This window comes from Roseomonas populi (assembly GCF_024594815.1).
Lineage (GTDB): Bacteria > Pseudomonadota > Alphaproteobacteria > Acetobacterales > Acetobacteraceae > Roseomonas > Roseomonas populi.
This window is the reverse complement of sequence record NZ_JANJOU010000008.1, coordinates 246860-268853: the sequence shown is the minus strand read 5'-3', so window position 1 is coordinate 268853 and position 21994 is coordinate 246860. Positions and strand designations below refer to the sequence as shown.

The window sequence follows — 21994 nt, the reverse complement described above, 5'->3', positions numbered from 1 at the left end:
AACATGCAGCACGCGCCAGCTTCCTGTCAGCCGAACATGTCGCGGGTGATGCTGGCGTACCAGCCATCGGCGTACAGGGCCTCCAGGCGCCGCTGCTCCGGTAGGTCGCCGCGGGGGGAAGTGCCTCCAGATCCGGGGACCTCCACGAAGCTCTGGCTGCCTGCCGCCGCGCGGAAAATGTTCGCGACCGAGATCGCGTAGTCCGGCCCGACATGGGAATAGCAGGTGTTGACGAAGACCGACGCCGGCGGAGCCTCTCCGCGGAGCAGGGCGGCGGCGGCGGCCACCGCGGCTTTCGCCTCGGAATTGGCGAGGAAGCCGGATTTCGGCATGGGGCCGGGAAACATAGCGTCCCCAACCACATGGACGCCCGGCGCCGTGCGCGACTCCAGCGTCTGCGAGTTCACGGGCACCCAGCCCGTGCCGTCGGCCAGTCCGGCATCGGTCGCGATGGCGGCGGCTGATTGCGGTGGGATGACGTTCGCCACGTCCACACGGTGACGGGTGCCGAACTCCGTCTCCAGCTCCATGGCCCCGGGATCCACACGGACCACGCGCCCGTCATTCGCGGCGGAGACCCACTCGATCATACCGGGATAGAGGGCTCGCCAGGCGTCCTGGAACAACGACTGCTTGGAGAAGGCGTCCTTCGCGTCGAGAGCAAGGATCTTGGAGCGCGGCTTGTGCCTGGAGAGGTAGCCGGCGATGAGGCTGATCCGCTCGTAGGGACCCGGGGGACAACGGTAGGGGTTCGCGGGAATGACGACGCCGACGACGCCACCGTCCGGCATGGCTTCCAGTTGACGCCGCAGCAGCGAGAGCTGGGCGCCGTCGGCGGCGATCCAGGCATGGGGCATCCGTTCCGCGGCAGCCTCGTCGTAGCCGTCGAGGGCATCGTAGCGCAGCGCGATCCCGGGGGAGAGGATGAGGCGGTCGTAGGAAAGAACCTCCCCGCCGCCGAGCCGCACGCGACGCGCAACGGGGTCGTGGTGGATGGCGCGATCGTGGATCACCCGCACGCCACGGGCGCGCAGGCCATCGTATTCGTGGGTGATGTCGGCCAGGGAGAGGTCACCCGCGAGGACGCGGTTGGCGTAGGGGCAGGTGATGTACCGGGTCCGCTGCTCCACCAGCGTCACGTCGAGCCAGGGGTGTTCGCGGCGGGCGTAGGATGCGGCCGTGGCGCCGCCGAACCCGCCGCCGATCACCAGCAGGCGGGCCGCGCCCTGCGCGCGGGCCAGGGGGGGCGCGCCGAGGGCGGCGCCGAGGAGGGCCCGGCGGGAGACGGAGAAGGTCATCGCAGCCCCGCGAAATAGGCGGCCACGGCGGCAGTCTCCGCCTCTGTGTAGCCGCGCGCGATCCGGTTCATGATGGTCGCGGGCCGCTCGTTCGCGCGGAAAGCGGCCATGGCGGCGGCGAGCTCCGACGCGTCACGGCCGGCGAGGGGCGGCACCGATCCGGACCCCGCGCCGCGTGGGCCGTGGCAGGCGACGCAACTCTCGGCCACGCCACTCACGGGCTGCGCCGCGGCGGCGGTCGAGAGGAGGATGAGGGACAGCGCCGCGCGGATCATCGCCGCAGCCCCGGCGCCTCGACCGGCAGCCCCTTCGCGCGGCTCGCGAGGAAGAGCTCCAGGGTGAGGTACTCCCGCGATCCCAGCGGGAACTGCTCCGCCCGCACGCCGAGCGAGCAGGCCCGCAGGCGGCGGTGGAGCGAGCCCATCGTGTTCCACTCCAACCGATAGGCCGGATAGCCGGTGCCGAGGCCGTTGGAGATGATGTCCCCCCGGAGTCTTCGCCCCGCATTGTCGTCGTGGCATCCCCCGCAGGACAGGTTCAACTGCCCCTGCCGGGTCTCGTAAAAGCGGCGGCCCTCCTCCAGGAACGAGGCGGCCGGCCCATCCGTCGTGACCGCGACGGGCATCCCGCGTGATTGCAGCGCGATCGCCGATGCCAGCGCCAGCAGCGCCTCGCTTTCCCGGCCGAAGGCGGGCTCGCGCTGTTGCTGCGTGCGGCATCGCTCGATCCGTCCTTCAAGGTCCAGCAGCGCGCCGTCCGCCGCGACCAGGGGATAGCGCGCGGCCACCCCCGCCATGCCGGCGATGCTCCCGTGGCAGGCGGCGCAGGATTGATCTCCCGCCCGCCATAATGCCTCGCCCTCGTCCACCCAGAGCCAGCCTGGGTGGCGGGAGGGGTCTTCCTGCGCCGCGCGGATTTCCGGCGAGAGATACTCCTGCGTCGGCCGGACCTCCGCGGCCCCGAGGAGGAGGGCGATGAGCGGCAGCAGCCTTCGCCAGCCGAGAGTCACGTCACCACCAGGCGCGCCTCGCGCCGGTAGATCGTCCCGCCGTCCTCCTCCCACGCGAAGACGAGGTCGCCCGTTTCCGTGGCGACCGTGGTGAACTCCAGGTAGGGGTTTGCCGCGATGCCCGGGGAAAGCGCCATGCGGAACACCTCCTCCCCGGCATAGGTGACGCGCAGGGTGTGCAGGATCTTCCGGGGCACCGGCGTCAGCCCCGGTGCGTCCACCGCGCGCTCCATCGGGTGGCGGACAAGGACGCGCACCGTCACCACCTCGCCGCGCTGCGCGGAAGGCGGAAGCGTGATGCGCGCGGTGATCGGGACCGTACGCATGGCTATCCCGTCTCCACGCAGGCGCCGAGCACGACGATCACCTCGCGCGTCGCGCGGTGGACCGCGCCCCGGCTCGTCTCGGCGATCGCGACGATCGTCTGGCTGGTGGCCAGGCGGATGCGGGTGGCAACCTCTGCCCGCCCGGCCCGTGGTGTCAGCGAGAAGGTAGCGACGAGGGGGAAGGGATTCTTCTCCGCCAGGATGTGGATGGCCGTGATGTGGTCCTCGGCCGTCATGGGGCTGTCGACCCGGACAGAGAGGTCCACCGAGTTCCCGTTTTCCGACAGCGGCGGGATCTCAAGGAAGATCCCCCCCTCGGCCGGGGCGCGGCCGGCGAGGATGGCGCGCGTCGCCGCGGCGAAGTCCTCCGCCGCCGCGCCTGAGGCACCGGCGACCGCCAGGGGAACCGCCAGCACGGCGCGGCGGGACAGCACCGTCATCGCTCCGGCGCCTCCAGCGCGCTCAGATACGCCACCACGTCCTCCACCTCCTGTGCTGTCAGCACCGGGCGGCCCCGGTATCGCGGGTCCACCCGCACCAGCCCCTCCGTGCGGTGATAGGCCGGCATGATCGCCTGCGGGTTCCACAGGGTCGGGTCCACCACCCGGAGCCGGATCTGCCCCGGGCTCAGGCGCGATCTGACTCCCGCGAGCGGCGGCCCCACCTCTCCCATGAAGCTTTCGGCCGCGCCTGGTATGGAATGACAGATCAGGCAATTCGCCGTCTCCCGGTTCCGGACCACCGCCTCGCCCCGCGCCGGGTCGCCGCGTAGCCCGTCCAGCGGCGCCTCGATGGCGTCCTCCGCCATCGTGAAGGACGCCACCTGCCCCACCGCGGGGGCGGCGAGGAGGGCCAGGGCGAGCACCAACGCGGCCGCCCGCACCTCAGCCCCGCTGCCGGAGCTGATCCCCCAGCGGCATGTCGCGGATGCGCCGGCCCGTTCCCGCGAAGACCGCGTTCAGCACCGCCGGCGCCGCGACCATGATCGTCGGCTCGCCCACGCCGCCCCAGAAGCCGCCGGACGGCAGGATGATGGTCTCGACTTTCGGCATCTCGCCGAGGCGCATCACATTGTAGGTGTCGAAGTTCGTCTGCTCGATGGCGCCGTCCTTCACTGTGCAGGCGCCGTACAGCATCGCGGAGAGGCCGTAGACGAAGGATCCCTCCACCTGCATCTCGATCTGGCGGGGGTTCACCGCGTGCCCGCAATCCGTCGCCGCGACGATGCGGTGCACCTTCAGCTCCCCACGCTCGACCGAAACCTCGGCCGCTGCGGCGACGTAGCTGCCGAACCCCATCTGCTGCGCGAGGCCGCGGTGAACCCCGGCCGGCGCCGGGGAGCCCCAACCGATCCGTTCGGCCACCGCGTTGAGCACGGCGAGGTGCTTCGGGTGGTTCGCCATCAGAGAGCGGCGCAGCGCCAGCGGGTCCTGGTTCGTCGCGTGCGCCACCTCGTCCAGGAAGCATTCGAGGTAGATGGCGTTCTGGTTGTGGTTCACGCCCCGCCAGAAATGGGCGGGCACGTGCGGGTTCCGCATCGCATGGTCGATCAGCAGGTTGGGGAAGGTGTAGCCGATGGCTCCTTCCGCACCCCCGGCGTTCAGCCCCTGGAACTGCACGGGGTCGCGCCCGTTCTGCAGGCCGCCCGGGAAGGCGGTGGACAGGATGGACTGGCCGGAGATGCGCATGTGCAGCCCGACAATCCGGTTCTCCGCGTCCAGCCCCGCGACGAGCCGGCACTTGGTGACGGGGTGGTAGCGCCCCTGCACCATGTCCTCCTCGCGGGTCCACATGGTCTTGATCGGGGTGCCCGGCACCTGCCGGGCGATCAGGATCGCGTCCGCCAGCCAGTCGTGCACCGTGCGCCGGCCGAAGCCGCCACCGAGGTCCACGCGGTGGATGTCGCAGGCCGTCTGCGGCAGGCCCGCGGCCTGGGCAGCGGCGGCCAGCGCCGCCTCCCCGTTCTGGGTCGGGCACCAAACGTCGCAGCGCGTCGGCGTCCAGACCACCGTCGCGTTCATCGGCTCCATCGGCGCGTGGTTCTGGTAGGGGTAGGAGTAGGTCGCCTCGATCCGGCGGGCCGCGCCGGCGATGGCCGCCCGCGCATCGCCCTGCTGGTTGCCGATGAAGGCCTCGGGCGCCGTGAGTCCCTCGTCGAGTATGGCGGAGATCGTCTCGGAGGAGACGCGGCCATTCTCCCCTGTGTCCCACTCCACCGGTAGGGCGTCGAGCGCAGTCTTGGCCTGCCAGAAGGTGTCCGCGACCACGGCGACGGCGGAATCGCCCACCTTCAGCACGTGGCGCACGCCGGGCTTTCCGGACACCGCCGCCGCATCGAAGGACTTCACCGTGCCCCCGAATACGGGGCAGCGCCGCGGCACCGCCACGAGCATGCCGGGCATCCGCAGGTCCTGGCCATAGACCTGCTTGCCCGTGGTCTTGTCAGCAGTGTCCAGACGAGAGACCGGCTTGCCGATCACCGTCCATTGCTGCGGGTCCTTTAGCGGAACGTCGGCCGGAGGGGTCAGGCGTGCTGCCTCCGCCACGACCTCGGCGTAGCGCAGCGTGCGCCCGCTGCCGCTATGGGTGATCACGCTGTCCTTCGCGGAGCACTCGCCGGCCGGCACGCCCCAGCGGGTGGCCGCGGCCTGGGTCAGCATCATCCGGGCCGCCGCGCCGCCCTTGCGGACGATTTCCTGGCTCGACCGGATCCCCTGGCTGCCCGCGGTCAGGAAGTTACCCCACACCCGGTTCCGGGCAAGGCTCTGCCCGGGCGTGACGTACTCGGTGGAGAGCTTGGACCAGTCGCAGTGCATCTCCTCCGCGAACATCTGCGCCAGGCCCGTCCGGACGCCCTGGCCCATCTCGGTCTTCGCCATGCGGAGCACCACGCGGTCGTCGGGGTGAATCACCACCCAGGCGTTGAGTTCGGGCGGGGCGCTGGCGGGCGCACTCTGCGCGGCAGCGTGCCGGGAGGGCAGGTGGAACCCCAGCAGCACGGCCCCGGTGGCACCCTTCAGCAGCCCCCGGCGGGATGGGCGGACGGTGTCAAGCGTTGTCATGTCGCGCCCTCCCTCAGCCCGCGGTGCCGCCGAGGGCAGCCTGGCGGATGCCCGCGCGCACGCGGTTGTAGGTGCCGCAGCGGCAGATGTTGGTGATGGCCTCGTTGATGTCCTCGTCCGTCGGGCGCGGCTTCTCGGCCAGCAGCGCGGCGGCGGCCATGATCATGCCGGACTGGCAGAACCCGCATTGCGGCACGTCCAGCGCGCGCCAGGCAACCTGGAGGGGATGCGTGCCGTCGGGCGACAGGCCCTCGATCGTCAAGATCTTCTGGTCCTCGGCCACGGCCGAGAGCGGGAGGGCACAGGAGCGGACGGCCACCCCGTCCAGATGCACGGTGCAGGCGCCGCACTGGGCGATGCCGCAGCCGTACTTGGTACCGGTCAGCCCGATATGCTCGCGAATGGCCCAGAGCAGGGGAGTTTCCGGATCTGCATCCACCTGCACGCTTCGCCCGTTGATGTTCAGCGTCGCCATCTTGGTGCCCCTTCCCGCGCGAACTTCCGCCGCGCTGCTGCCATGACTATCGTCAGGGTCCTGCCCGGGCCGCAACGATGAAGTGTGCCATCGCCACTCCGCGCACCGAAATATTCGCTTGAGGCAAAGGGGTGCCGGATGCCGGGGTATCAGGGGGCCGAGCCCTGATCGGGACTGCAGCTCGGGTGTGCCTGACCGCCGACAGGCGCCCAACCCTGGGCGGTCGCACCCGCTTTGCCCTTCTCGGCCCCGGCGAAGGCAACGGCCAGGCGCCGTAGCGCAATGCGCCGTCACATCCCGGGAACCAGGCATCCCTCCCGGTGCGGCCGTTTCGTCCGCCCCTTCACTTCGGCGGATAATGTTCCACGCGGATACGGACGCCCTGCGCGCTGAAGATCTGCCGGAGCAGCTGCGTGGCCTCCGGGCTGGCGACGCGCCAGAGGATCGGCGTGTTCCCCGCAGCCTGCATCTGGCGCTGCGCCTCGGCCATGATGCTGGTGTAGCGCTCATTGTACCATCGCTCGGCGAAGCCGCTATGGGGATTGGCGATGTACGCGTTGGCGCCTTTCACGAAGAAGCCGTTCGCGAGGTAGTACTTGGCATCTATGAGATAGCCGTCGCGGAACCCATCGAACTGCACGGGCACGTCCGTGCCCGGGCGGGGCACGTAATAGCCCTGCCCCATCCGAAGCCCGGCGGCGTGGAGTTGGTACGCGGCGTCCTCGCGCCTCATGTTGTTGACCGAGAAGTCCCGCAGGACAGTGCCGGGCCCGCCCGGATCGGCCCCCGGCCTCCGTGCCCCGGCCCCACCCTGTGGGGTGGAACGGGCCGGGGAAGGTGGCGCTGGCGCGGCCATGCTCGGTGCCTTTCGCGGCCCGGTGGGCAAGGGCACGGGAACGGGCCGTGGCGGCCGGCCCGGTTGGGCGGGGTCGTCGTCCCGGGGCGCCGGCTTGCGCGCGACCCTGGTGCTTTCCTCCAGCGCGGGATCCGCCGCTGCCTCATGCGGACCGCTGGAGTTGACGGCGGTGGTGGGCGGGCGTCCCCGGCCCTCGCGCCGCGTGGATGGCGGCTCTGCCGGCGCGACGACATCGGCCGCGGTGCCGGTGAAGCGCTTCTGGAAGCCCTCGTACTGCTGCATCTCCGACCACCGGCGGGTCTGCAGCGTGCCGTCCAGCGCGCGATAGGTGAGGGAATAGGGCTCATTCACCGTCGGGTCGGGATCGTAGGCGAAGCGCGTGCGGTGCCGCTGGCCCGTCACCGGGTCGGTCCAGTCCAGGACCGAGTGGACAGGCTTCATCGATCCCTGCCGCTCGTGGGCACGCCGCAGCGCCCGGTAATCCGCCACCGAGGGGAGACGCCGCCAGATGTCAGCCGCGTCCGCCGGCGGATGGTAGTGCCGCTCCAGCACCCACTCGCCCCCTGCCAGATCGGGGTCCGTGCGAAGCATGGCGTAGGAGTTCCAAGTGGTGTCGCCCTGCGTGATCACGCGCTTGCCGCTCTTGCGGTCCCGCCACAGGTCCAGCTCCATGTGCGGCTGCTCGCGGATCATGCGCTCGCGCGTCCGCACGGCGTCGCGCGCCGAGGTGATGTTGTGGAGATAGTCCTCGGGGCTGAAGTGGCGGATCACGATCGTCCCGTCCGGCAGCGTGTCCGGCGGCGCGCGGGCCGGGCGGGGCGATGGTGCGGCGGCTCCGCCGCTGGACTGGTGCGGCGTTGCGGTCGCCTCCGCCGTGGCCGGCGCATGGGGCTGCGCCGCGGCGGGGTGCGCCGCGCCGCCTGGCGGCTCCGCCATCCCCTCCGCGGGCGGTTCAGCGGCGCGCGGGCGCTTCGCCCCGGGGCGGCCAGGCGCCTCCGACGCCACCCGCTGCTGCCGCACCCCGTGCACCACCTTGCCCAGGGCGGGCGCCACAGTCTGGGCGGCGGCGCCCATCGCCGCCACCCGCTGGCGGTTCGCCTCCAACCCGGAGATGCTGCCGCTCGCCTCGGCCTTGTTGATGGCGGCGATCTGGTCCAGCAGGTCTGCCCCGGCGATGAAGAGCTGCACCTCGTCCAGCGCCCGCTCGGCCAGGGCGGTTCCCCGCTGCGCCAGTACCACCACGCGCGAGCCTTCCCGGACGACCCGCAGCCGGCCGAGCTGGCCCGCCGCCCCGCTCAGGCCGCTGGCCGCCGCGCTGAGCAGGGCGAGCACGTCGCCCAGCGCCTCCGGGTCCGGGTTCTTCCAGTCCAGGCGGCCGTCCCTGTAGCGGTCGATGAGCCTGTCCGCCGCCACCGCCGCGCCCAGCACCCCGCCGACCGCCCCCAGGCCGGGCACCACGATCGCCACCGTTCCCACCACGGTCGCCAGGTCCCGCAGGCGGCTGCGCGCGAGGGCGTCACCGCGGTTTGCGTTGCGGAAGGTCTGGCTCTCCCCGGCGAAGGGCGCGGCGCCGGGAAGCCGGAACTGCAGCCAGCCCCGCCCGTAGTCGTTTGAAGCCGCCAGCTGCTTCGCCGCGGCGAAGGCGGCCTCGGCCGCGGAAGCGCCCTCGCCCACGGCGTCGCCGCGCCCGGCGGGGGAGGTCACGTCGGAGATGCGGGCGCGCCAGCCGCCGCCGGGCCGCGGCTCGGCGACCATCTGGAGCAGCAGGGGATAGGTCTGGCCCGTCACCTCGCTGGCGACCAGGGCGCGGGGCTGCAGGACCGTTCCTCCCAGGTCCGCGCGGCGAGCGGCCGCGAGACTGCTCTGGCGCTTCAGGGTTTCCACTTCCTCCCGCAGCGCGCGCTGGCGGAACGGGTCCCCTTCCCGCCGGGCTTCCTCCAGCTCCGCCTCCAGGTTGGCCAGGCGCAGGGCGAGGTACTCCTCCGGCGGCCTGGTCTCGAAGGCGTCAGCCTCGTCCACCCGGCGCTTCAGCCTGGCCAGCTCGTCAGGGTCGGCCGCCTCCTCCATCTGCTTGCGCAGGGCATCGCGCTGCTGCGCCATGGCCGCCTCGCCCTCACGCGCGATCTCCTGCGGCGGCCGCACCTCCACCTCCGCCTCCGCCACGGAGGGCCGGCGGCGGAGCACCGTGCCGTCGGACTGCGGGCGGTCGGCGGGCGTCGCCACCACGCGCAGCGTGTAGCGGCCGGGCCGGGTCGGCCAGACCACCTCCCGCTCCCAGTCGCGCGGGGAGGTGGCGGAGCCCACAAGGTTGATCGTGGCACCGACCGTCTCCACGATCGCGGTCGCGCCCTCCAGCCTCGCCGCCGCCTCGCTGGCCATGGCCGCGCCGTGCCGGCCCTCCGCCTCGTGCCGCTCCGCGTCGGCGCGGGCGGCGGCCGTGTCCTCCGCCCGCGCCCGCGCGTCGCGGCCGAACTGCTCCAACGCCCCCTCCGTCCTGGTCACGGCGCGGGCGGCGCCGCCGGCCCCCTGGACGGACCAGGCGTATGAGACCGCGTTCGCGGCCTCGAAGACCTGCAGCCGGGGGGAAGCGAAGGAGAGGGCTGCCCCGTACTGCAGGTTCATCGTGTAGATGCTCTTCCCCCCCGTCGCCTGCAGGCGCGGCCCGATCAGGGTGGCGGGGTAGGGATCAGCGACGACCACCGCGCCACCGCTGGAGGCGTCCCGCGTGGCGGAAGGGGGCGGCCGGCGCTGTGCGCCCGCGCCGCCGCCGGGCGCCACCACAAGCGGCACCGTTACCGGTCCCGACCTTGCCAGGGCATCGCCGTCGAGCTGCGTCGTGTCCACCGAGACCTGCAGGTCCCGACCGGTCATGCGGGCCCTGTCCTCCGGCCCGGCGGGGGCCAGCCCCAGGAACCACTTCGGTCTGCCCGCCCCGCCCGGCAGCGGCATGAAGCGCAGCGTGACGTGGTAGGTGCCGATGGGCAGGGTGGTCCGGGCCACCGCGAAGCGGCGCGGGCCGCCGGTGGTTTCGATGACCAGGGCGGGCTGGCCGCCCAGCAGGAGGCGCAGCCCGGTGATCCGCCCCTCCGGCGCCTCCAGCGCCAGGACGGCCGGGCCGCGTTGCACGGCCACGGGGCCCGTGGCCGAACCGGTTCCCTCCGCCAGCCGGCGCGCCTCCGCCTCCTGCGCCAGGCTGGCGCGGGCCGGCTCCGGGCTATTGGCAGCGCCGCGCTGCTGCAGCACGTGGACCAGTTCGTGGCGCAGAAGCCGCGCCCCGTCCGGCGTGCCCGGCGCGTAGCGGCCCGCCGCGAAGCCGACATGGTGTCCCACCGCGAAGGCCCGCGCGCCGAGCCGCGCGGCCAGGGCCGCCGCAGGGCCGTCGGCGTGGACGCGGACGGCGGCGAAGTCGTGACCCAGGCGCCTCGACGCGTCCTCTCGTGCCGCGGGGGGCAGGGGTGCGCCGGGCCGGGTGAGGAGGCCGCGCAAGGCCCCCCCGATCTCCGGCGCCGGGCGGGCCGGAACGGTGCTCGCCGCCCGCTGCGGCGGCGCCGCGGCCGGGCGCGCGACCTTCACGCTGCCTCCTCCCGGGGGCAGAGCGCCAGGCAGCGCCGGAACAGGTCGGGATGTTCGCGCTCCACCCGCGCCGCAAGCCGCGCGCGCACCTCCGGGTGGTGCTTGGTGTCCGCGATGACGTGGGTGAAGCCGGCGCGCCCGCCGCTCTCGAAGGCCTCCGCCTCGCTCCCGAAAAGGTAGGAGACGCCGATCCCCGCGAAGGGCGAGCCGGGCCGGTTCCGGTGGTAGTCCAGGCAAGCCGAGAGCAGGTGCTGCTCAAAGATCAGCATGTCCGTCGTCAGCGGGCGTCGCCGCGCCCAGACGGGCTGGTTGGCCGGGTGCTCCAGCATCCGCATCGCCTGGTCCACGTAGTGGGCGACGAAACCGGGGCAGGAGCCGCCGAGAACGCCGCAGTTCTCGGCCCGCAGCACGCCGCCATGGGGCATGTAGGCGTCCAGTTCCTCCGGCAGCCAGCCGCCGGCGGCGTGGATGTCGGCCCTCAGGCTGGCGCAGCGATAGCCGGATGCGCCGTAGCCCACGAACTCGGGATAGGCGGCGAAAAGCCCGGCTCCGGGCCAGTCCAGCGCCGGCGCGTCCCAGAGGTAGACGTCGCTGTCGATGTGCAGGAACGGCGCGGACTGGGCCCGGTAGGCGTGCAGCTTGCCCAGGGCCCAAAGGTCAGGGTCCACCCCCTCCAGCGCATCCAGTTCCAGAGTCACCTCGTCGAAGGCCAGGCCGAGCCCATCGACGAGGAGCTCGGCGCCCGGCCCGTCTGCCACCAGCCGGGTGCGGCCGAAATGGCGCCGCCCGCTCTCCACGGAGAGGATCCAGGAGAGGAGGTGGTCGCGCTCCGTCGCCCAGCCGCTGCGGCGCCCGCCCGCCCGCATTGGCCGGGTCCAAAGCGACCACACCGCGGCGGGTGCGGGGAGAGCAGGGCCAAGCACCGCAGGCCCGGCCGCCGTGGATCGGGCGGCCGGCATCACAGCCTTTCCGTCCCGATGCCGGGCAGGCCGCCCGCTGCGCCCGCCGCGCCGTAGCGGCCGTAGTAGCCGGACGCGGCCGTGACCATGAAGCCGGTCTCCAGGTCCGGCTCCGGTGCAAGGGCGGGCGGTGGGGCAATCCCGCGCATCGCCTGGGCCTCCTCGGCCGTGCGGAGCAGGGCGCGCTTGACCACCAGCCGCACCGGCACGGGCGCACTGGCCCCCAGCGGCAGCACCGTCTGCCTCTCGTCGTCCTGCGTGGTCCATTGCAGCCGGGTGAAGCGCGCATCGCCCTTGGCGCGACTCATGACACCGATCCGCCCCCCGGCAACGAAGGCCGTGGGCGGCGCGACGGTGCCCGCCGGCCCGGAAAAGGGCGGGATCGTGTCCACGATGCCGTTCGCCCAGGTGACGCGCGCGCCGAAGGCCAGCCCGTTGGACCGGGCGGTGATGTCGAGATCGGTGGTCCAGGCGAGCGTGCGGCCGCTGGTGTCCGTCCGCACGAAGGGCACTGTCCCCAGCACGGGCGGCGAGCCGGCGAGCTGGCCCTGGACGTAGTGGACGAGGTTGAACTCCATCACGGCGAAGGCGCCGGAGAAGCCGACGGTCCGGAAATAGAAGGAGTGGAAGAGAACCCAGAAATCCGCGTTGCTTCGCCAGTTGAACACCAGCCCCGCATCGCCCGTGCTCTGCGAGGTGAAGGATGCCCCGGCCTGCATGACCGTGCGGTCCGCCGAAGTCAGGCTGAGGGCGAGGGCCGGCGCTCCCGGCTGGAACGATCCCAGCATCCCCGCGCCGCTCTCGGCCTGCAGCAGCGTCCCGTCCGGCTGGACCTGCCATCGGGCGGCCGCGCCGGAGAGGTCGGCCGTGGTGAACTGCCGCGCGAACTCCGCCTGCGTCCCTCCGCCCGTGCGGCGGGTCAGGGTGGCGCCCAGCATGTCCTGGGCCGCGGGCAGGGGCGTGATCACCAGGCGACGTGCCGAGACAAGGGCGATCTCGGCGGCCAGCGCCACCTCCTGCGTGCCGACCACGCGGGTGTCCTTTGAGCCGGGCACCACCTGGTCCATGGTCACGGGCACGTCGGCGACCAGGCGCACGCTGGCGGGCGTCACGGAACTCGGGTCCAGCGCCGCGCCGCTCGCCACCATGATGCCGCGGCCGAAGGCGTCGAGCCGAACGGCCTGCCCCGGCGCCAGGTCCGCCAGCCGGCCATCCCGCGACCAGCGCGCCCGCAGGCCCGGCAGCCGCCCGGCGGCGGGCACGAAGAAGGTGCGGCAGTCCTCCACCAGGAAGAACAATCCGCGCGCCGCGTCGTAATCCACCAGGGCGAGGGGGACGTGGTGGTGGGGCGTGCCCTGCGGCGGGATCGCCTCTCCCTCCGGCCCCGGCCAGAGCAGGTTGCCGGTCATGGCGTCGATGGCGGTGCGCGCGGCGAAGCTCCACCAGTCGCCAACGCGGTAGTGGCCGGGGGTGAAGGCCACGGTGATGCCGGCCTCCAGCGGGACCGGCGCCTCCGCCAGCGGCACGCCGGCGGCGACCTCGGCCGGGTGATCCCAGCGGCGCAGCAGCACGGGGCCGGAGAGGTCGAGCGGCGGCACCGGCGTCGCCGGGTCGATCGTCAGCGTCCCCGCGTCGGTGTCGATGGCGGCGATCCGCAGCAGCGCGCCGCGTCCGCCCTCCAGCTCCATGCGCGCATCCAGGATCTCCGCCACGCCGTTCGGGCGGAAGCCGAGGAGGTCGTCCGCGCCGAGGTCCGAGACGGTGAGCTCCTGGCCGGAGACGGCGGTGACAGGGGTGGCGACGCTGCCGTTCTCCCGCGACCACTTGAAGGTCGGCGCCCCGGCCGCAGCGTCGTCCGGCGCCGGGCCGAGCCAGCCGCCCTGGTGCACCTCCACCCGGTAGAGCTGGTTGGAGAGCGCGGTGTAGCGGGCCTGGGGCGGGAGGGTGCAGGGGCCGGGCGCCTCTCCGGCCGGCAGCGTCTCGGCCAGCATGCGGCCGCGCGGCCGGCCCAGGGATAGCGGCTCCCAGCCGGCCGGGAAGTCCTCGGCCGCGGCATCGGGCGCGGCCTGCTCCAGCCGCAGTTGCCAGACCAGCCGCGTGCGCGTCGCCGTGTCCGGGCCGCCCAACGCCGTCTCGCGCAGGGATGGGTCCTGCAGCGCGCTCACGTCGCGCTCCCAGACATCGAGGAAGGCGAGGTAGCGGCCGGTGACGGTTGGCCAGTCCAGCCCGGCCAGCCCGTCCCGCGCGAGGGGGAGGTCGGGCTGGGTGCCGAGCGTCACGCCCGGAGCGTCGTTCTCGCAGAGCAGCCCCTCGACGAAGAGCCGCCCCGACCCGAGTATGAGGTCCTTGCCCGAGGCTGCGAGCCCGACCGCGAAGCCACCCCCCACCGCCGGGACGCCGGAGGCGCCCAGGGTTTCCGCGATCGCGGCGCGCCCGAGGTAGCGGTCGATCTCCTGCCGCTCGTTCCAGTCTGAATCGAGCTGGACGCGCCCCTGCTGCATCAGCACGCGCGTGAAGCGGCGGCCTGGGTCGAAGCCGAGCCGGCTGAAGTCGCCCTTCATGACAACGGTCCTCTCGCCGGGTGCTTGGCGGCCCGGGTGGCTCTGGGAAAGGTCGGCGCGCGGCGGTCAGGCGTCGCGGACATGGAACACCCCGCTTTCCAGCCCGAAGGGCGTGTACTCCGCCAGGCGCAGGCGCAGCCCGTTCTCGGCGGGCGTGTCGAGCGCCGCGTTCCAGGCGCCGATCTGCCCGCCATTGTCCGCCCCCGCCAGGATGGCCGGGTCGGTGGAGGCGAGGAGCCGCGCGTAGCCCGCGGCGCCGAAGCGCAGCGTGCGGAACATCGGCGCGGGCCATGCCGCGCCCTCGGCCGGGGAGACGCAGGCGTGCCGCCGCGGCGTGCGCGAGCCCGGCGGCACGAAGGAGAAGCGGACCACCCCATCCTGCAGCCGCTCCGCCGAAACGGGGCCTAGGAACAGCGTGTTGGAGGCGAGCGGCAGCGCGAGCGCCGCGACGCGCCCCCGGATCGTGGCGTTGAAGGCCCAGAGGGACGGCCCGGCACCATCCCCCGTTGCGGCGGCGATGGCGGGGGCCTCGGCAATGCCCGCATCCAGCACGCTGTCGCTGATCCGCAGGGCGGCGTGCGGCCGGGCATGGATGGGGCCCGCGATGCTGTTGCGGAGCGCGAGCGTCAGCGGCGCCTCCACCGTGACGCTGGGCGCGCCGGGCGAGGCCTGCGCGCCGTCGGGGTTCAGGCGCAGCCCGGGCACGAGGGTGCAGTGGCGGATTGTCACCCGCCGCAGCCCGTTCGGCTGCCCGTCCGCGCGCTGCGCCGGGATCTCCAGCCCCGCGCCGAGGACGAGGAAGCCGTCCAGCACCAGCTCCGAATCCTCCCCGCCTTCCAGCGCCAGGGGCTGCGCCAGGTCGAGCACCGGGCGGCTGCCGCTCGCCGCGCGGATCTCCAGCACCCGGTTGGCGGCCACGGCAATCGCGGCGGGGGCGGCGTGGCGGAGGCTGCCGGCCACCTCGATCACGCCCTGCGCCGGGCCTGCGCCGAGCGCCGCCGTCAGGTCCGGCGCCCCGGCCGGCACGCGGATGGTCGCGGCGGCCTCTTCCTCCCGCGGGTACGGGCCGCCGCCCAGCAGGCCCGGCCAGGCCAGGGCGTGGGTGACCCGCACGGGGCCGGCGGGGGGCGCGGCAAAGGCGATGCGGCCCCGCTCCGGGTCCAGTGCCACGCCCTCCGACGGCATGTTCGCCCAGCCCGGCGTCGCCCCGCCCGTGTCCGAGAGGTCGCAGAGGTGGAAGGGCTGGACCACCCCGCCCACCTCGATGCGGACCGAGCGCGCTGCCCGCGCCTCCGCCGCAGGGCCGCGCAGGCGCAGCGGCGAGGCCACCTCGTCCGGTCCGGAGAGGCGGCCGGAGAACGGCAGGGGCATGTTGAACAGCGGCATATCGCAGCCCAGGGGGCTGACGGTGAAGCGCCGCGCATCCAGCTCCCCCGGCGCCGCGTCCAGCAGCTGCCAGATGCGCCAGGGCCAGAGGAAGCACCCGACATTCATCAGGTTCCAGCGCCCGCCCCGGTCGATGCCCCGCAGCTCCGCCCCGTGGGCCAGGGTGTCGAAGGGACCGCCGGGATCGGCCATCGCGGTGGGGTCGCGCAGGGCGGCGTTGTGGATGCCGGGGCGGCGATGGTTCAGGTGCTGCGTCACGGCCATGCGGCGGCGGAACTCGACCACGGCGGCGTCCCGCCCGGTCACGTCCCGCGCCACCCCTTCCAGCGCCACCGCGGTGCCCTTGGCGCGGCGATGGCGGATGGTGTTCGCCACCTCCGTCCGCGACACGGGGGCGCTGCTGTCCGGCCGGATCGGGAGGTAACCGACGAGGTCGCCGATATAGGGCACCACCCAGTCGGCGCAGGTCTCGATGAACTGGTCGTCGTAGAGCTGGTCGAGGTTCTCCTCGATCGCGGCGATCACCTCGGCCAGCAGCAGCACGAACTGGTGCAGCGGGCCGGTCCGGGTGCCCCGCGCCTCGGCCAGGGCCGCGTCCCGCATCCGGTGTATGGCCGGAAGAAGCGCGAGCAGCCGGGCGGCCGCATCGGGGACCGGGCGATCGCTCATGGCAGGACCCCGAAGGCGATGGGCCGCGGATCGAGCAGCAGGATCTCCGCGGGGCGGGAGGTGCCGCCCCCGGGTGCCGGGACATGGGCCTCCAGCACGGGGTGAACGCCGGGGGCCATGGCGCCATCCAGCCGGTACAGCGCCTCCAGGTCGCAGGCCAGCACGCCGGGCACGTCCTGGATCACCGCCACCACCTCGCTGTGCCGCACGGGCTGGCCGAAGTCGCGGCGGGGCAGGGCGAAGGCCTCCGCCAGGGCGGCGCCCACCGCGGCCTCCACGGCGCCGCGGATCAGGGCCGGGTCGGTGCGGAGCGAGGCGGCGACCTGGAAGAAGACGGGAATGGCGCCACCGAGCGCCACGGCCACCCTGGGGTCGCTCGCGCCGCGCAGGGCGGCGAGGAGGCCGCGGGCGAAGGGACCCGTGGGGTCCGGCGGCAGCCCGCCCGCCCCGGCCACGGTCAGCAGCACGCCCCGCCGCCGCGCCCCGGCCCGCCAGGTGGCGTGCGCCTTGAACACGCCGGGATAGGCGAGCGCGAAGTTCCGGTAGTCCTCCAGCGAGACGACGCGGTCCAGGGTCAGCACATGAAGCGGCACGGTCTGGCGCAGCATCGCCGGCGCGTCGGGGTCGGCCGCGTCGGCCGTCGGGATGGGGTTGGTCACGCTCCGCACGCCCAGCGGCCGGGTCATCAAGAGGGAGACCGCCCCGGCCCCCACCAGCCCTGGGGAGCCGATCCCGGCGCGGTAGGCGGCACCGACGTTGCCCGCGCCGGTCGGCAGGCGCGCGCCGGTAACGCCGTCGCCGAAGGCCACGCGGGTGCGTCCGTCCTCCTCCAGCCAGGTGGTGAAGACCCGGTCCTCCGGCCCAGCCCCGTAGAGGCTGGGGACCTCCCGCCAGGCCTCGCCGTTCACCCGCACCGTCAGCGTGGAGCGGCTGCCGCCCTCCACGGGGTCGGTGACATGGGTCAGGGCGGGCTGGCCCAGGGTGAAGGCCTGGAAGAGCCGGGCCGCGTCGCCGCTGCCCAGCGTCTCCGCCACCGCCGCGCCGTGCGTGGCCACTACCACATTGGCGTTCACGCGCAGGGAGGCGCGCTCGTAGGAATGGGCGAGCGGCCGGGCGAGGGTGAGTGCCGTGCTGTTGCCGCTGACCGCGACGGCGGCAAGAGCTGCGATCTCCGCAGCCATCACGCCGGGCAGGTCGGCGCGCTGCCCGACAAGGGCGACGTACTGGCCGGCGCGCAGCCCGAGGTAGATGCGGTCCAGCAGGACCGTGCCGCCCGCCACCGGCTCTTCCACTGGGGCGTCCGCCAGGGCCAGGGGCTCGCTGTCGCAGTGCACCGCCGTGCCGCGCCGGCCGAAGCCGCCCAGCGCGACGCCCTCGCCGAGGTTCAGCTCCGTCACCCGGGCGGAAAGGGAGAAGGCGACGGCGCTGCGGTCCCCCACGGCGGCCACGCCGAACACGGTCGCCGTCCCGCCCTCCTCCAGCAGCGCCAGGCTGCCGGGGCCGATGCCGGAATAGGCGTGGTCCAGCGGGACGCGGGTGTTGTCCCGCCGCGGCGCGCCGTCCCCGTCCCGCACCAGGGCATTGCCGTCCCAGAGGTAGTCGAGCGTCCGGCCGACGCTGTCCCAATCCACAGGATGCGGCGTGCCCGGCGGCGCGCCGGGCACCACCACGCCGCCCTGCACCACGCCGCCCACCAGCGGCAGCCCGGCGGCCCCGCCCGGGCCCGGGGGCAGGGGCGCGCCGGCGATGGTGGCGTTGACGAGGGTGACGTTCGACACGCTCGCCCCGACGACGAGGCCCGGCGCGTTGGGCACGCGCTGCCCCGCCGTCAGCAGCGCCGTCGCCGGGCCGCCGGGGCCTTGCCGCTGCGCCTCGGGCAGGGTGTTCCAGGCCGGGGCGTTGTGGCCGAACACGGCGGCGCGCTGGCGGAAGCGGAAGGCGCCGGGCGTGCCGTCCAGCCCGGCGGGCGGCGGCGCCGGGCGGGTGGCGGCGTGCATCACCCCCGCCATGACCGCCGCCGCCGGCCAGGACTTGGAGCGTACATAGGCGAGCAGGTCGCCATGATCCCAGCGCCGGGTAATCACGTCCTGGTCCAGCGCGGCGCCGGTCAGCGGGCGCTGCGCCAGGTTGAAGGCCGCCATGGGCAGGGCGATGGGCTTGAAGGGCGGCGGCCAGGGAGCAGGCTTCGGCACCTGCAGGGCGATGCGGGTGGTCCCGGCCGCCGCGTCCGGCTCCGCCGCCGTCACGGTGCGGACCCAGTGGCCGCCGGGCCCGGTCAGCACCAGCCTGTCGCCGGGCCGCACCCCGGTGGCGATGCCGCGGGCCAGGATCACCGCCGTGCCGGAATCCGGCACCGGATGGGGCTGCCGGGTGACGGCGCGCATGGCGTTCCATTCCGGGCGCCCGGTGAAATCGGCCAGCGTCTCGAAGGTCTGGGGCAGCGCGCCGGCGGCGGGGATGCTCTGCACCCGTGTACCGGCGGGGATGGGGGACTCCTCCGGCGCGCCCGCCGCATCCTCCAGGGTGAAGGCCAGGTAGGCGGTGGCAGCGATGCCCGGCGAGGGCTCGAACCCCGTTAGCCGGCCCAGTGCGACGAGGGAGCGCCGCTCGGTCGCGGTGCGGAGGTAGCTCTCGTTGGCGATGCGCTCCTGGTAGAAGGTAAGCACGTCCGCCATGGCCGCGGCGGCGTCCAGCAGCGCGATCGCCGGGTCGGAATCCGCGCGGCTGGTCAGCCCGTGCAGGCCGGGGAAGCCGGCATCCGACAGGCGCGAGAGCAGTGTGGCCTTGAAGCTGCCATGGGTACCGATGCGGTAGGCGATCGCGGGCAGCCCCGCGCGGTTCCACAGCTCCGCCGGGGTCTCCGGCCCGGCGCCGTCGCAGCAGCCGCAGCTCTGCTGCCCCGGCCGGCCGGTCGCGGCGGCGCTCACTGCCCCCCCCACAGTTGCAGCCGCAGCACGCCGCGATCAGGGAAGCTTGGGTCGTTGTCCAGCCGCGCGATCTCGTTCGCGGCCAGGGGCAGGACACCGGCGGCGGCGGCATCCGTGCGCGGCTGGGCGTAGCGGCGGAAGGCCGTCGCCTCCACGCCCACCACCCCGGGCACGGACTGCACGGCGGCCAGGATGGGGCTGAGATAGACCGCCTGGCCGAAGGTGAAGCGGTCAGGGTGGAAGAGCCCGCCGGGGCCGGTGTCCAGCACCGCCAGCAGCGCCTGGCGCAGGGCTGCGCGGAAATAGGCCGGGCCGATCTCCACCGCCAGACCGATCTCCAGCGCCACATGGTTCGGCGCCACCACCTGCACGTCGTGGCCCAGGAGGCGTAGCGGCTCCAGCGCGTCCGTCAGCTCCCCCGCGAAGGTCTCGTCCACCTCCTCCCCGCCCAGGCGGTCCACGGCGACGACATGGGTGTGCCAGCTTCCCGTCCAGCGCAGCGCGGCAGCGGCGCGCTGGATGCCGGGCAACCGGCGGCCTCCCTCGGCGTAGTCGGCCGGCGTCACCGCGCGCTGCTGCACGCGAAAGGCGGCGGGAGCGCGGCGGCGAACCGACTCGATGCTCTCCGCCTCGGCCCCGCCCGTGGCGGGCATGGGATTGTCGGGCTTCAGCGCCACGGCCCCCAGCGCCGCGACGAGGTGCGCGATGGCGCCGGCGCCGACATTGCCGGCGACCCCGTTGCCCACCCGGTAGCGGGCGGAGAAGGCGGCGCCCTCCGGCGGGCGCAGCCCGTGCCGGCCATCCCCGAAGCGCAGGTGGCCGCGCAGGTCGTTGTCCACCTCCACGGTGAAGGCCGCCTCCGCCTGTGCGCCGAGCAGGTCGGGGTAGCGCAGCACCCAGTCCGCGTCCGTGCCGTCAGGTGCGGCGCTGGAGACGCCGAGCACCGCCGGCCAGGCCTCGGCCGGACCGTAGCGCGTGGCGGCGGCGGCGGAGCCGCGCTGGGCCGGGCCGTAGGGCGCGGCATGGGTCAGCGGCCCTTCCCGCAGCACCGGGTTGAAGCGCGGTGGCAGCGCCGTCCAGGCGCGGTGCGCGCAGGCCGCCTCCGGCGCGTCGGTCAGCGTCTCCGCCGGGCGGGGCGCGGCGAGGGCAAGGACCGTGGCTGAGGGCACGCGGCCCAGCGCCTCCGGCTCCGGCAGCGTCATGCCGTGGTCGGCCAGCACCACGTTGCCGCAGGCGGTGCTGACATCCTCCACGGCCACGGCGCCGCCGGGCGCATCCAGCAGGGCGGAGACGCAGACGGGAAAGGGCAGCGCGTCCTCCGCGGCCCACTCGATTTCCGTCACCGGCAGCGGCGCCTCCGTGGGCGGATCGTCGAAGGCACCGCCCAGCGGGTCCACCCCCGCCGTCACGCGGGTCAGCCGCACGGCGCAGCGATGCGCGGGGTCCGCGCCCTGCGCGTCGCCGGTCGCGGGGTTCAGCCGCTCCTGGATCACCAGCACGCGGCCGGGGGCGAGCACCTTCGTGAGGTCCCCGCGCAGCGTGGCGCCCAGCGCGCCCCGGGGCAGGCAGCACTCCCGCCCGCCCCAGGCGTGGAAGCGCAGCAGGTCCAGCTCCGGGCGGAGCTCCACCGCCTCCATCGTCTCGAAGGGCACGGCGCCGGCCGCGACGGCCTCTGCCACCACCTCCGGCCCGGGGGCGAGCAGGCTGCCACGCCCGGGCAGGCGGGTGAGCAGCGCGGAGCCGGCTGGCAGGTGAACGGGCGCGGCGGCACCCGCGCCGAAGGTGAAGGCGACCCAGGCACGGGCATTGCACCCGTTGTGCATGACGTAGTCCACCAGCCGGGCGTGGCGGCGGGCGGAGATGCGCTGCCGCACCGTGTGCAGCGCCGCCTCCGTCGCCACCGCGTCCTGCCGGTAGCTGAGGTGGTCGCCCACCGCGGCGAGCATCTCGATCAGCGTGATGCCGAGATCCGCCAGGTCGTCCCCCGGCATGGCCGCGCCGAGCACGGCCACGCGGTCCAGCATCAGCTGGCGCAGGCTGGCGTAGTCGCGCGCCAGGTAGTCCAGCGGCGGGGTGGGGCGGGCAGGGGGCGGGCAGGGCGCGGGGGCCACCGCGTCGAAGTCGCTCTCGCAGCCCGGGCGGAAGGTGAAGTCGATGCCCGAGAGAACGGGGTCCATGCCCAGCGGCGGCCCGGCCTCGCCCGGCGCCGCCCGCAGACGGAGGTGGTAGACCGAGAAGTCCCCCGCACGGTCCGTGGAGACGACCAGCGCAGGCCCCGCCTCGTCCTCCTCCAGCCGCACCGCCGTCACCCCGATGCCGCGGATGCTGCCGCCGCCCGTCAGGAGGATGTTGGCGGGGGAGAGGGCGGGCAGCGGCGCGGTGTTGACGAAGCGCAGCACCAGGGTTGTCAGCGGCGGGCCGCGCGGATCCTCTGCCGTGTCCACCACCTCCAGGCTGTCCAGCCCGTTGAGGTCGGCGCGCCCGGCGATGGCGCCGCGGCGGCGGTCGTCGCAGCAGGTGTAGCGGGTCATGCCGGCACCGCGCGGGCAAAGCGGGCCGTGACGGGCTGCGCCGCCCCGGCGGGCTGGTAGCGCACCACCACGGTCAGCACCGCGTCCTCCGCCGCGACCTGCACATCCAGCACCTGCGCACGCGCGCCGAGCCAGCGCTGCAGCGCGCTCTGCACCAGGAACTGCGTCGCCGTCGCGATCTCGCTGCCGTTGGGCGCGAAGATGAGCTGAAACAGCCCGCTGCCGAAGTCCGGGCGGTTCACCCGTTCCCCGGCCTGGGTGAAGAGAACGGTCTCGATCGCCTGGCGCAGCGCCTCCGCGCCCTCCGCCGTGGCGGTGCGCCCGGTAGCGTCGAAGCGGAAGGGCTGGCTGATGGCCATGGC

15 protein-coding genes are annotated in these 21994 nt (G+C 74.1%); all 15 read right to left on the bottom strand.

What is annotated here, in order from left to right; translation table 11 throughout:
* Window positions 1-26: 26 nt before the first annotated feature.
* A complete protein-coding gene (locus tag NRP21_RS12005; RefSeq protein WP_257716434.1) occupies window positions 27-1298 on the bottom strand; it encodes an NAD(P)/FAD-dependent oxidoreductase in 1272 nt (423 codons plus the stop codon).
* On the bottom strand, window positions 1295-1573 hold the full coding sequence (locus NRP21_RS12000; protein ID WP_257716433.1) for a c-type cytochrome: 279 nt from the start codon (window positions 1571-1573) through the stop codon (window positions 1295-1297). Before NRP21_RS12000 ends, NRP21_RS12005 begins: the two co-directional genes overlap by 4 nt.
* Window positions 1570-2307: a sulfur oxidation c-type cytochrome SoxA gene (gene soxA, locus NRP21_RS11995; RefSeq protein WP_257716432.1), complete on the bottom strand. Its 738-nt coding sequence runs from the start codon at window positions 2305-2307 to the stop codon at window positions 1570-1572. Before soxA ends, NRP21_RS12000 begins: the two co-directional genes overlap by 4 nt.
* Entirely contained in the window at window positions 2304-2633 is a 330-nt protein-coding gene (locus tag NRP21_RS11990; protein WP_257716431.1) for a thiosulfate oxidation carrier complex protein SoxZ, read from the bottom strand. The genes soxA and NRP21_RS11990 overlap by 4 nt, the downstream gene beginning before the upstream one ends.
* A gap of 2 nt (window positions 2634-2635) precedes the next feature.
* The gene (locus NRP21_RS11985; RefSeq protein ID WP_257716430.1) at window positions 2636-3073 is read right to left on the bottom strand and encodes a thiosulfate oxidation carrier protein SoxY; all 438 of its coding nucleotides are present in this window, start codon (window positions 3071-3073) and stop codon (window positions 2636-2638) included.
* Window positions 3070-3498, bottom strand: coding sequence for a sulfur oxidation c-type cytochrome SoxX (soxX, locus tag NRP21_RS11980; protein WP_257716496.1), 429 nt, complete (start codon window positions 3496-3498; stop codon window positions 3070-3072). The genes NRP21_RS11985 and soxX overlap by 4 nt, the downstream gene beginning before the upstream one ends.
* A gap of 19 nt (window positions 3499-3517) precedes the next feature.
* The gene (locus NRP21_RS11975; protein ID WP_257716429.1) at window positions 3518-5695 is read right to left on the bottom strand and encodes a xanthine dehydrogenase family protein molybdopterin-binding subunit; all 2178 of its coding nucleotides are present in this window, start codon (window positions 5693-5695) and stop codon (window positions 3518-3520) included.
* Window positions 5696-5708: 13 nt separating this feature from the next.
* Window positions 5709-6170: a (2Fe-2S)-binding protein gene (locus NRP21_RS11970; protein WP_257716428.1), complete on the bottom strand. Its 462-nt coding sequence runs from the start codon at window positions 6168-6170 to the stop codon at window positions 5709-5711.
* 343 nt (window positions 6171-6513) lie between these two features.
* A complete protein-coding gene (locus NRP21_RS27900) occupies window positions 6514-10599 on the bottom strand; it encodes a DUF4157 domain-containing protein (protein ID WP_308219885.1) in 4086 nt (1361 codons plus the stop codon).
* The gene (locus NRP21_RS11960) at window positions 10596-11558 is read right to left on the bottom strand and encodes a DUF6734 family protein (RefSeq protein ID WP_257716427.1); all 963 of its coding nucleotides are present in this window, start codon (window positions 11556-11558) and stop codon (window positions 10596-10598) included. The genes NRP21_RS27900 and NRP21_RS11960 overlap by 4 nt, the downstream gene beginning before the upstream one ends.
* Window positions 11558-14119 (bottom strand): DUF6519 domain-containing protein, encoded by a 2562-nt coding sequence (locus NRP21_RS11955; RefSeq protein ID WP_257716426.1) that lies wholly within the window; start codon window positions 14117-14119, stop codon window positions 11558-11560. The genes NRP21_RS11960 and NRP21_RS11955 overlap by 1 nt, the downstream gene beginning before the upstream one ends.
* A gap of 66 nt (window positions 14120-14185) precedes the next feature.
* Complete coding sequence (locus tag NRP21_RS11950; RefSeq protein ID WP_257716425.1) at window positions 14186-16174, bottom strand: hypothetical protein; 1989 nt, start codon at window positions 16172-16174, stop codon at window positions 14186-14188.
* Window positions 16171-19101 (bottom strand): baseplate J/gp47 family protein, encoded by a 2931-nt coding sequence (locus NRP21_RS11945; RefSeq protein WP_257716424.1) that lies wholly within the window; start codon window positions 19099-19101, stop codon window positions 16171-16173. Before NRP21_RS11945 ends, NRP21_RS11950 begins: the two co-directional genes overlap by 4 nt.
* A complete protein-coding gene (locus NRP21_RS11940) occupies window positions 19098-21632 on the bottom strand; it encodes a putative baseplate assembly protein (RefSeq protein WP_257716423.1) in 2535 nt (844 codons plus the stop codon). Before NRP21_RS11940 ends, NRP21_RS11945 begins: the two co-directional genes overlap by 4 nt.
* Window positions 21629-21991, bottom strand: coding sequence for a GPW/gp25 family protein (locus NRP21_RS11935; RefSeq protein ID WP_257716422.1), 363 nt, complete (start codon window positions 21989-21991; stop codon window positions 21629-21631). Before NRP21_RS11935 ends, NRP21_RS11940 begins: the two co-directional genes overlap by 4 nt.
* Between the last annotated feature and the right edge of the window lie 3 nt (window positions 21992-21994).

What these genes read in the sequence shown, in the direction of transcription:
- NRP21_RS12005 (WP_257716434.1), bottom strand. Translation starts at nt 1,298, where the DNA reads ATGACCTTCTCCGTCTCCCGCCGGGCCCTCCTCGGCGCCGCCCTCGGC.
- NRP21_RS12000 (WP_257716433.1), bottom strand. Translation starts at nt 1,573, where the DNA reads ATGATCCGCGCGGCGCTGTCCCTCATCCTCCTCTCGACCGCCGCCGCG.
- NRP21_RS11990 (WP_257716431.1), bottom strand. Translation starts at nt 2,633, where the DNA reads ATGCGTACGGTCCCGATCACCGCGCGCATCACGCTTCCGCCTTCCGCG.
- NRP21_RS11985 (WP_257716430.1), bottom strand. Translation starts at nt 3,073, where the DNA reads ATGACGGTGCTGTCCCGCCGCGCCGTGCTGGCGGTTCCCCTGGCGGTC.
- NRP21_RS11975 (WP_257716429.1), bottom strand. Translation starts at nt 5,695, where the DNA reads ATGACAACGCTTGACACCGTCCGCCCATCCCGCCGGGGGCTGCTGAAG.
- NRP21_RS11970 (WP_257716428.1), bottom strand. Translation starts at nt 6,170, where the DNA reads ATGGCGACGCTGAACATCAACGGGCGAAGCGTGCAGGTGGATGCAGAT.
- NRP21_RS11960 (WP_257716427.1), bottom strand. Translation starts at nt 11,558, where the DNA reads ATGCCGGCCGCCCGATCCACGGCGGCCGGGCCTGCGGTGCTTGGCCCT.
- NRP21_RS11955 (WP_257716426.1), bottom strand. Translation starts at nt 14,119, where the DNA reads ATGAAGGGCGACTTCAGCCGGCTCGGCTTCGACCCAGGCCGCCGCTTC.
- NRP21_RS11950 (WP_257716425.1), bottom strand. Translation starts at nt 16,174, where the DNA reads ATGAGCGATCGCCCGGTCCCCGATGCGGCCGCCCGGCTGCTCGCGCTT.
- NRP21_RS11940 (WP_257716423.1), bottom strand. Translation starts at nt 21,632, where the DNA reads ATGACCCGCTACACCTGCTGCGACGACCGCCGCCGCGGCGCCATCGCC.
- NRP21_RS11935 (WP_257716422.1), bottom strand. Translation starts at nt 21,991, where the DNA reads ATGGCCATCAGCCAGCCCTTCCGCTTCGACGCTACCGGGCGCACCGCC.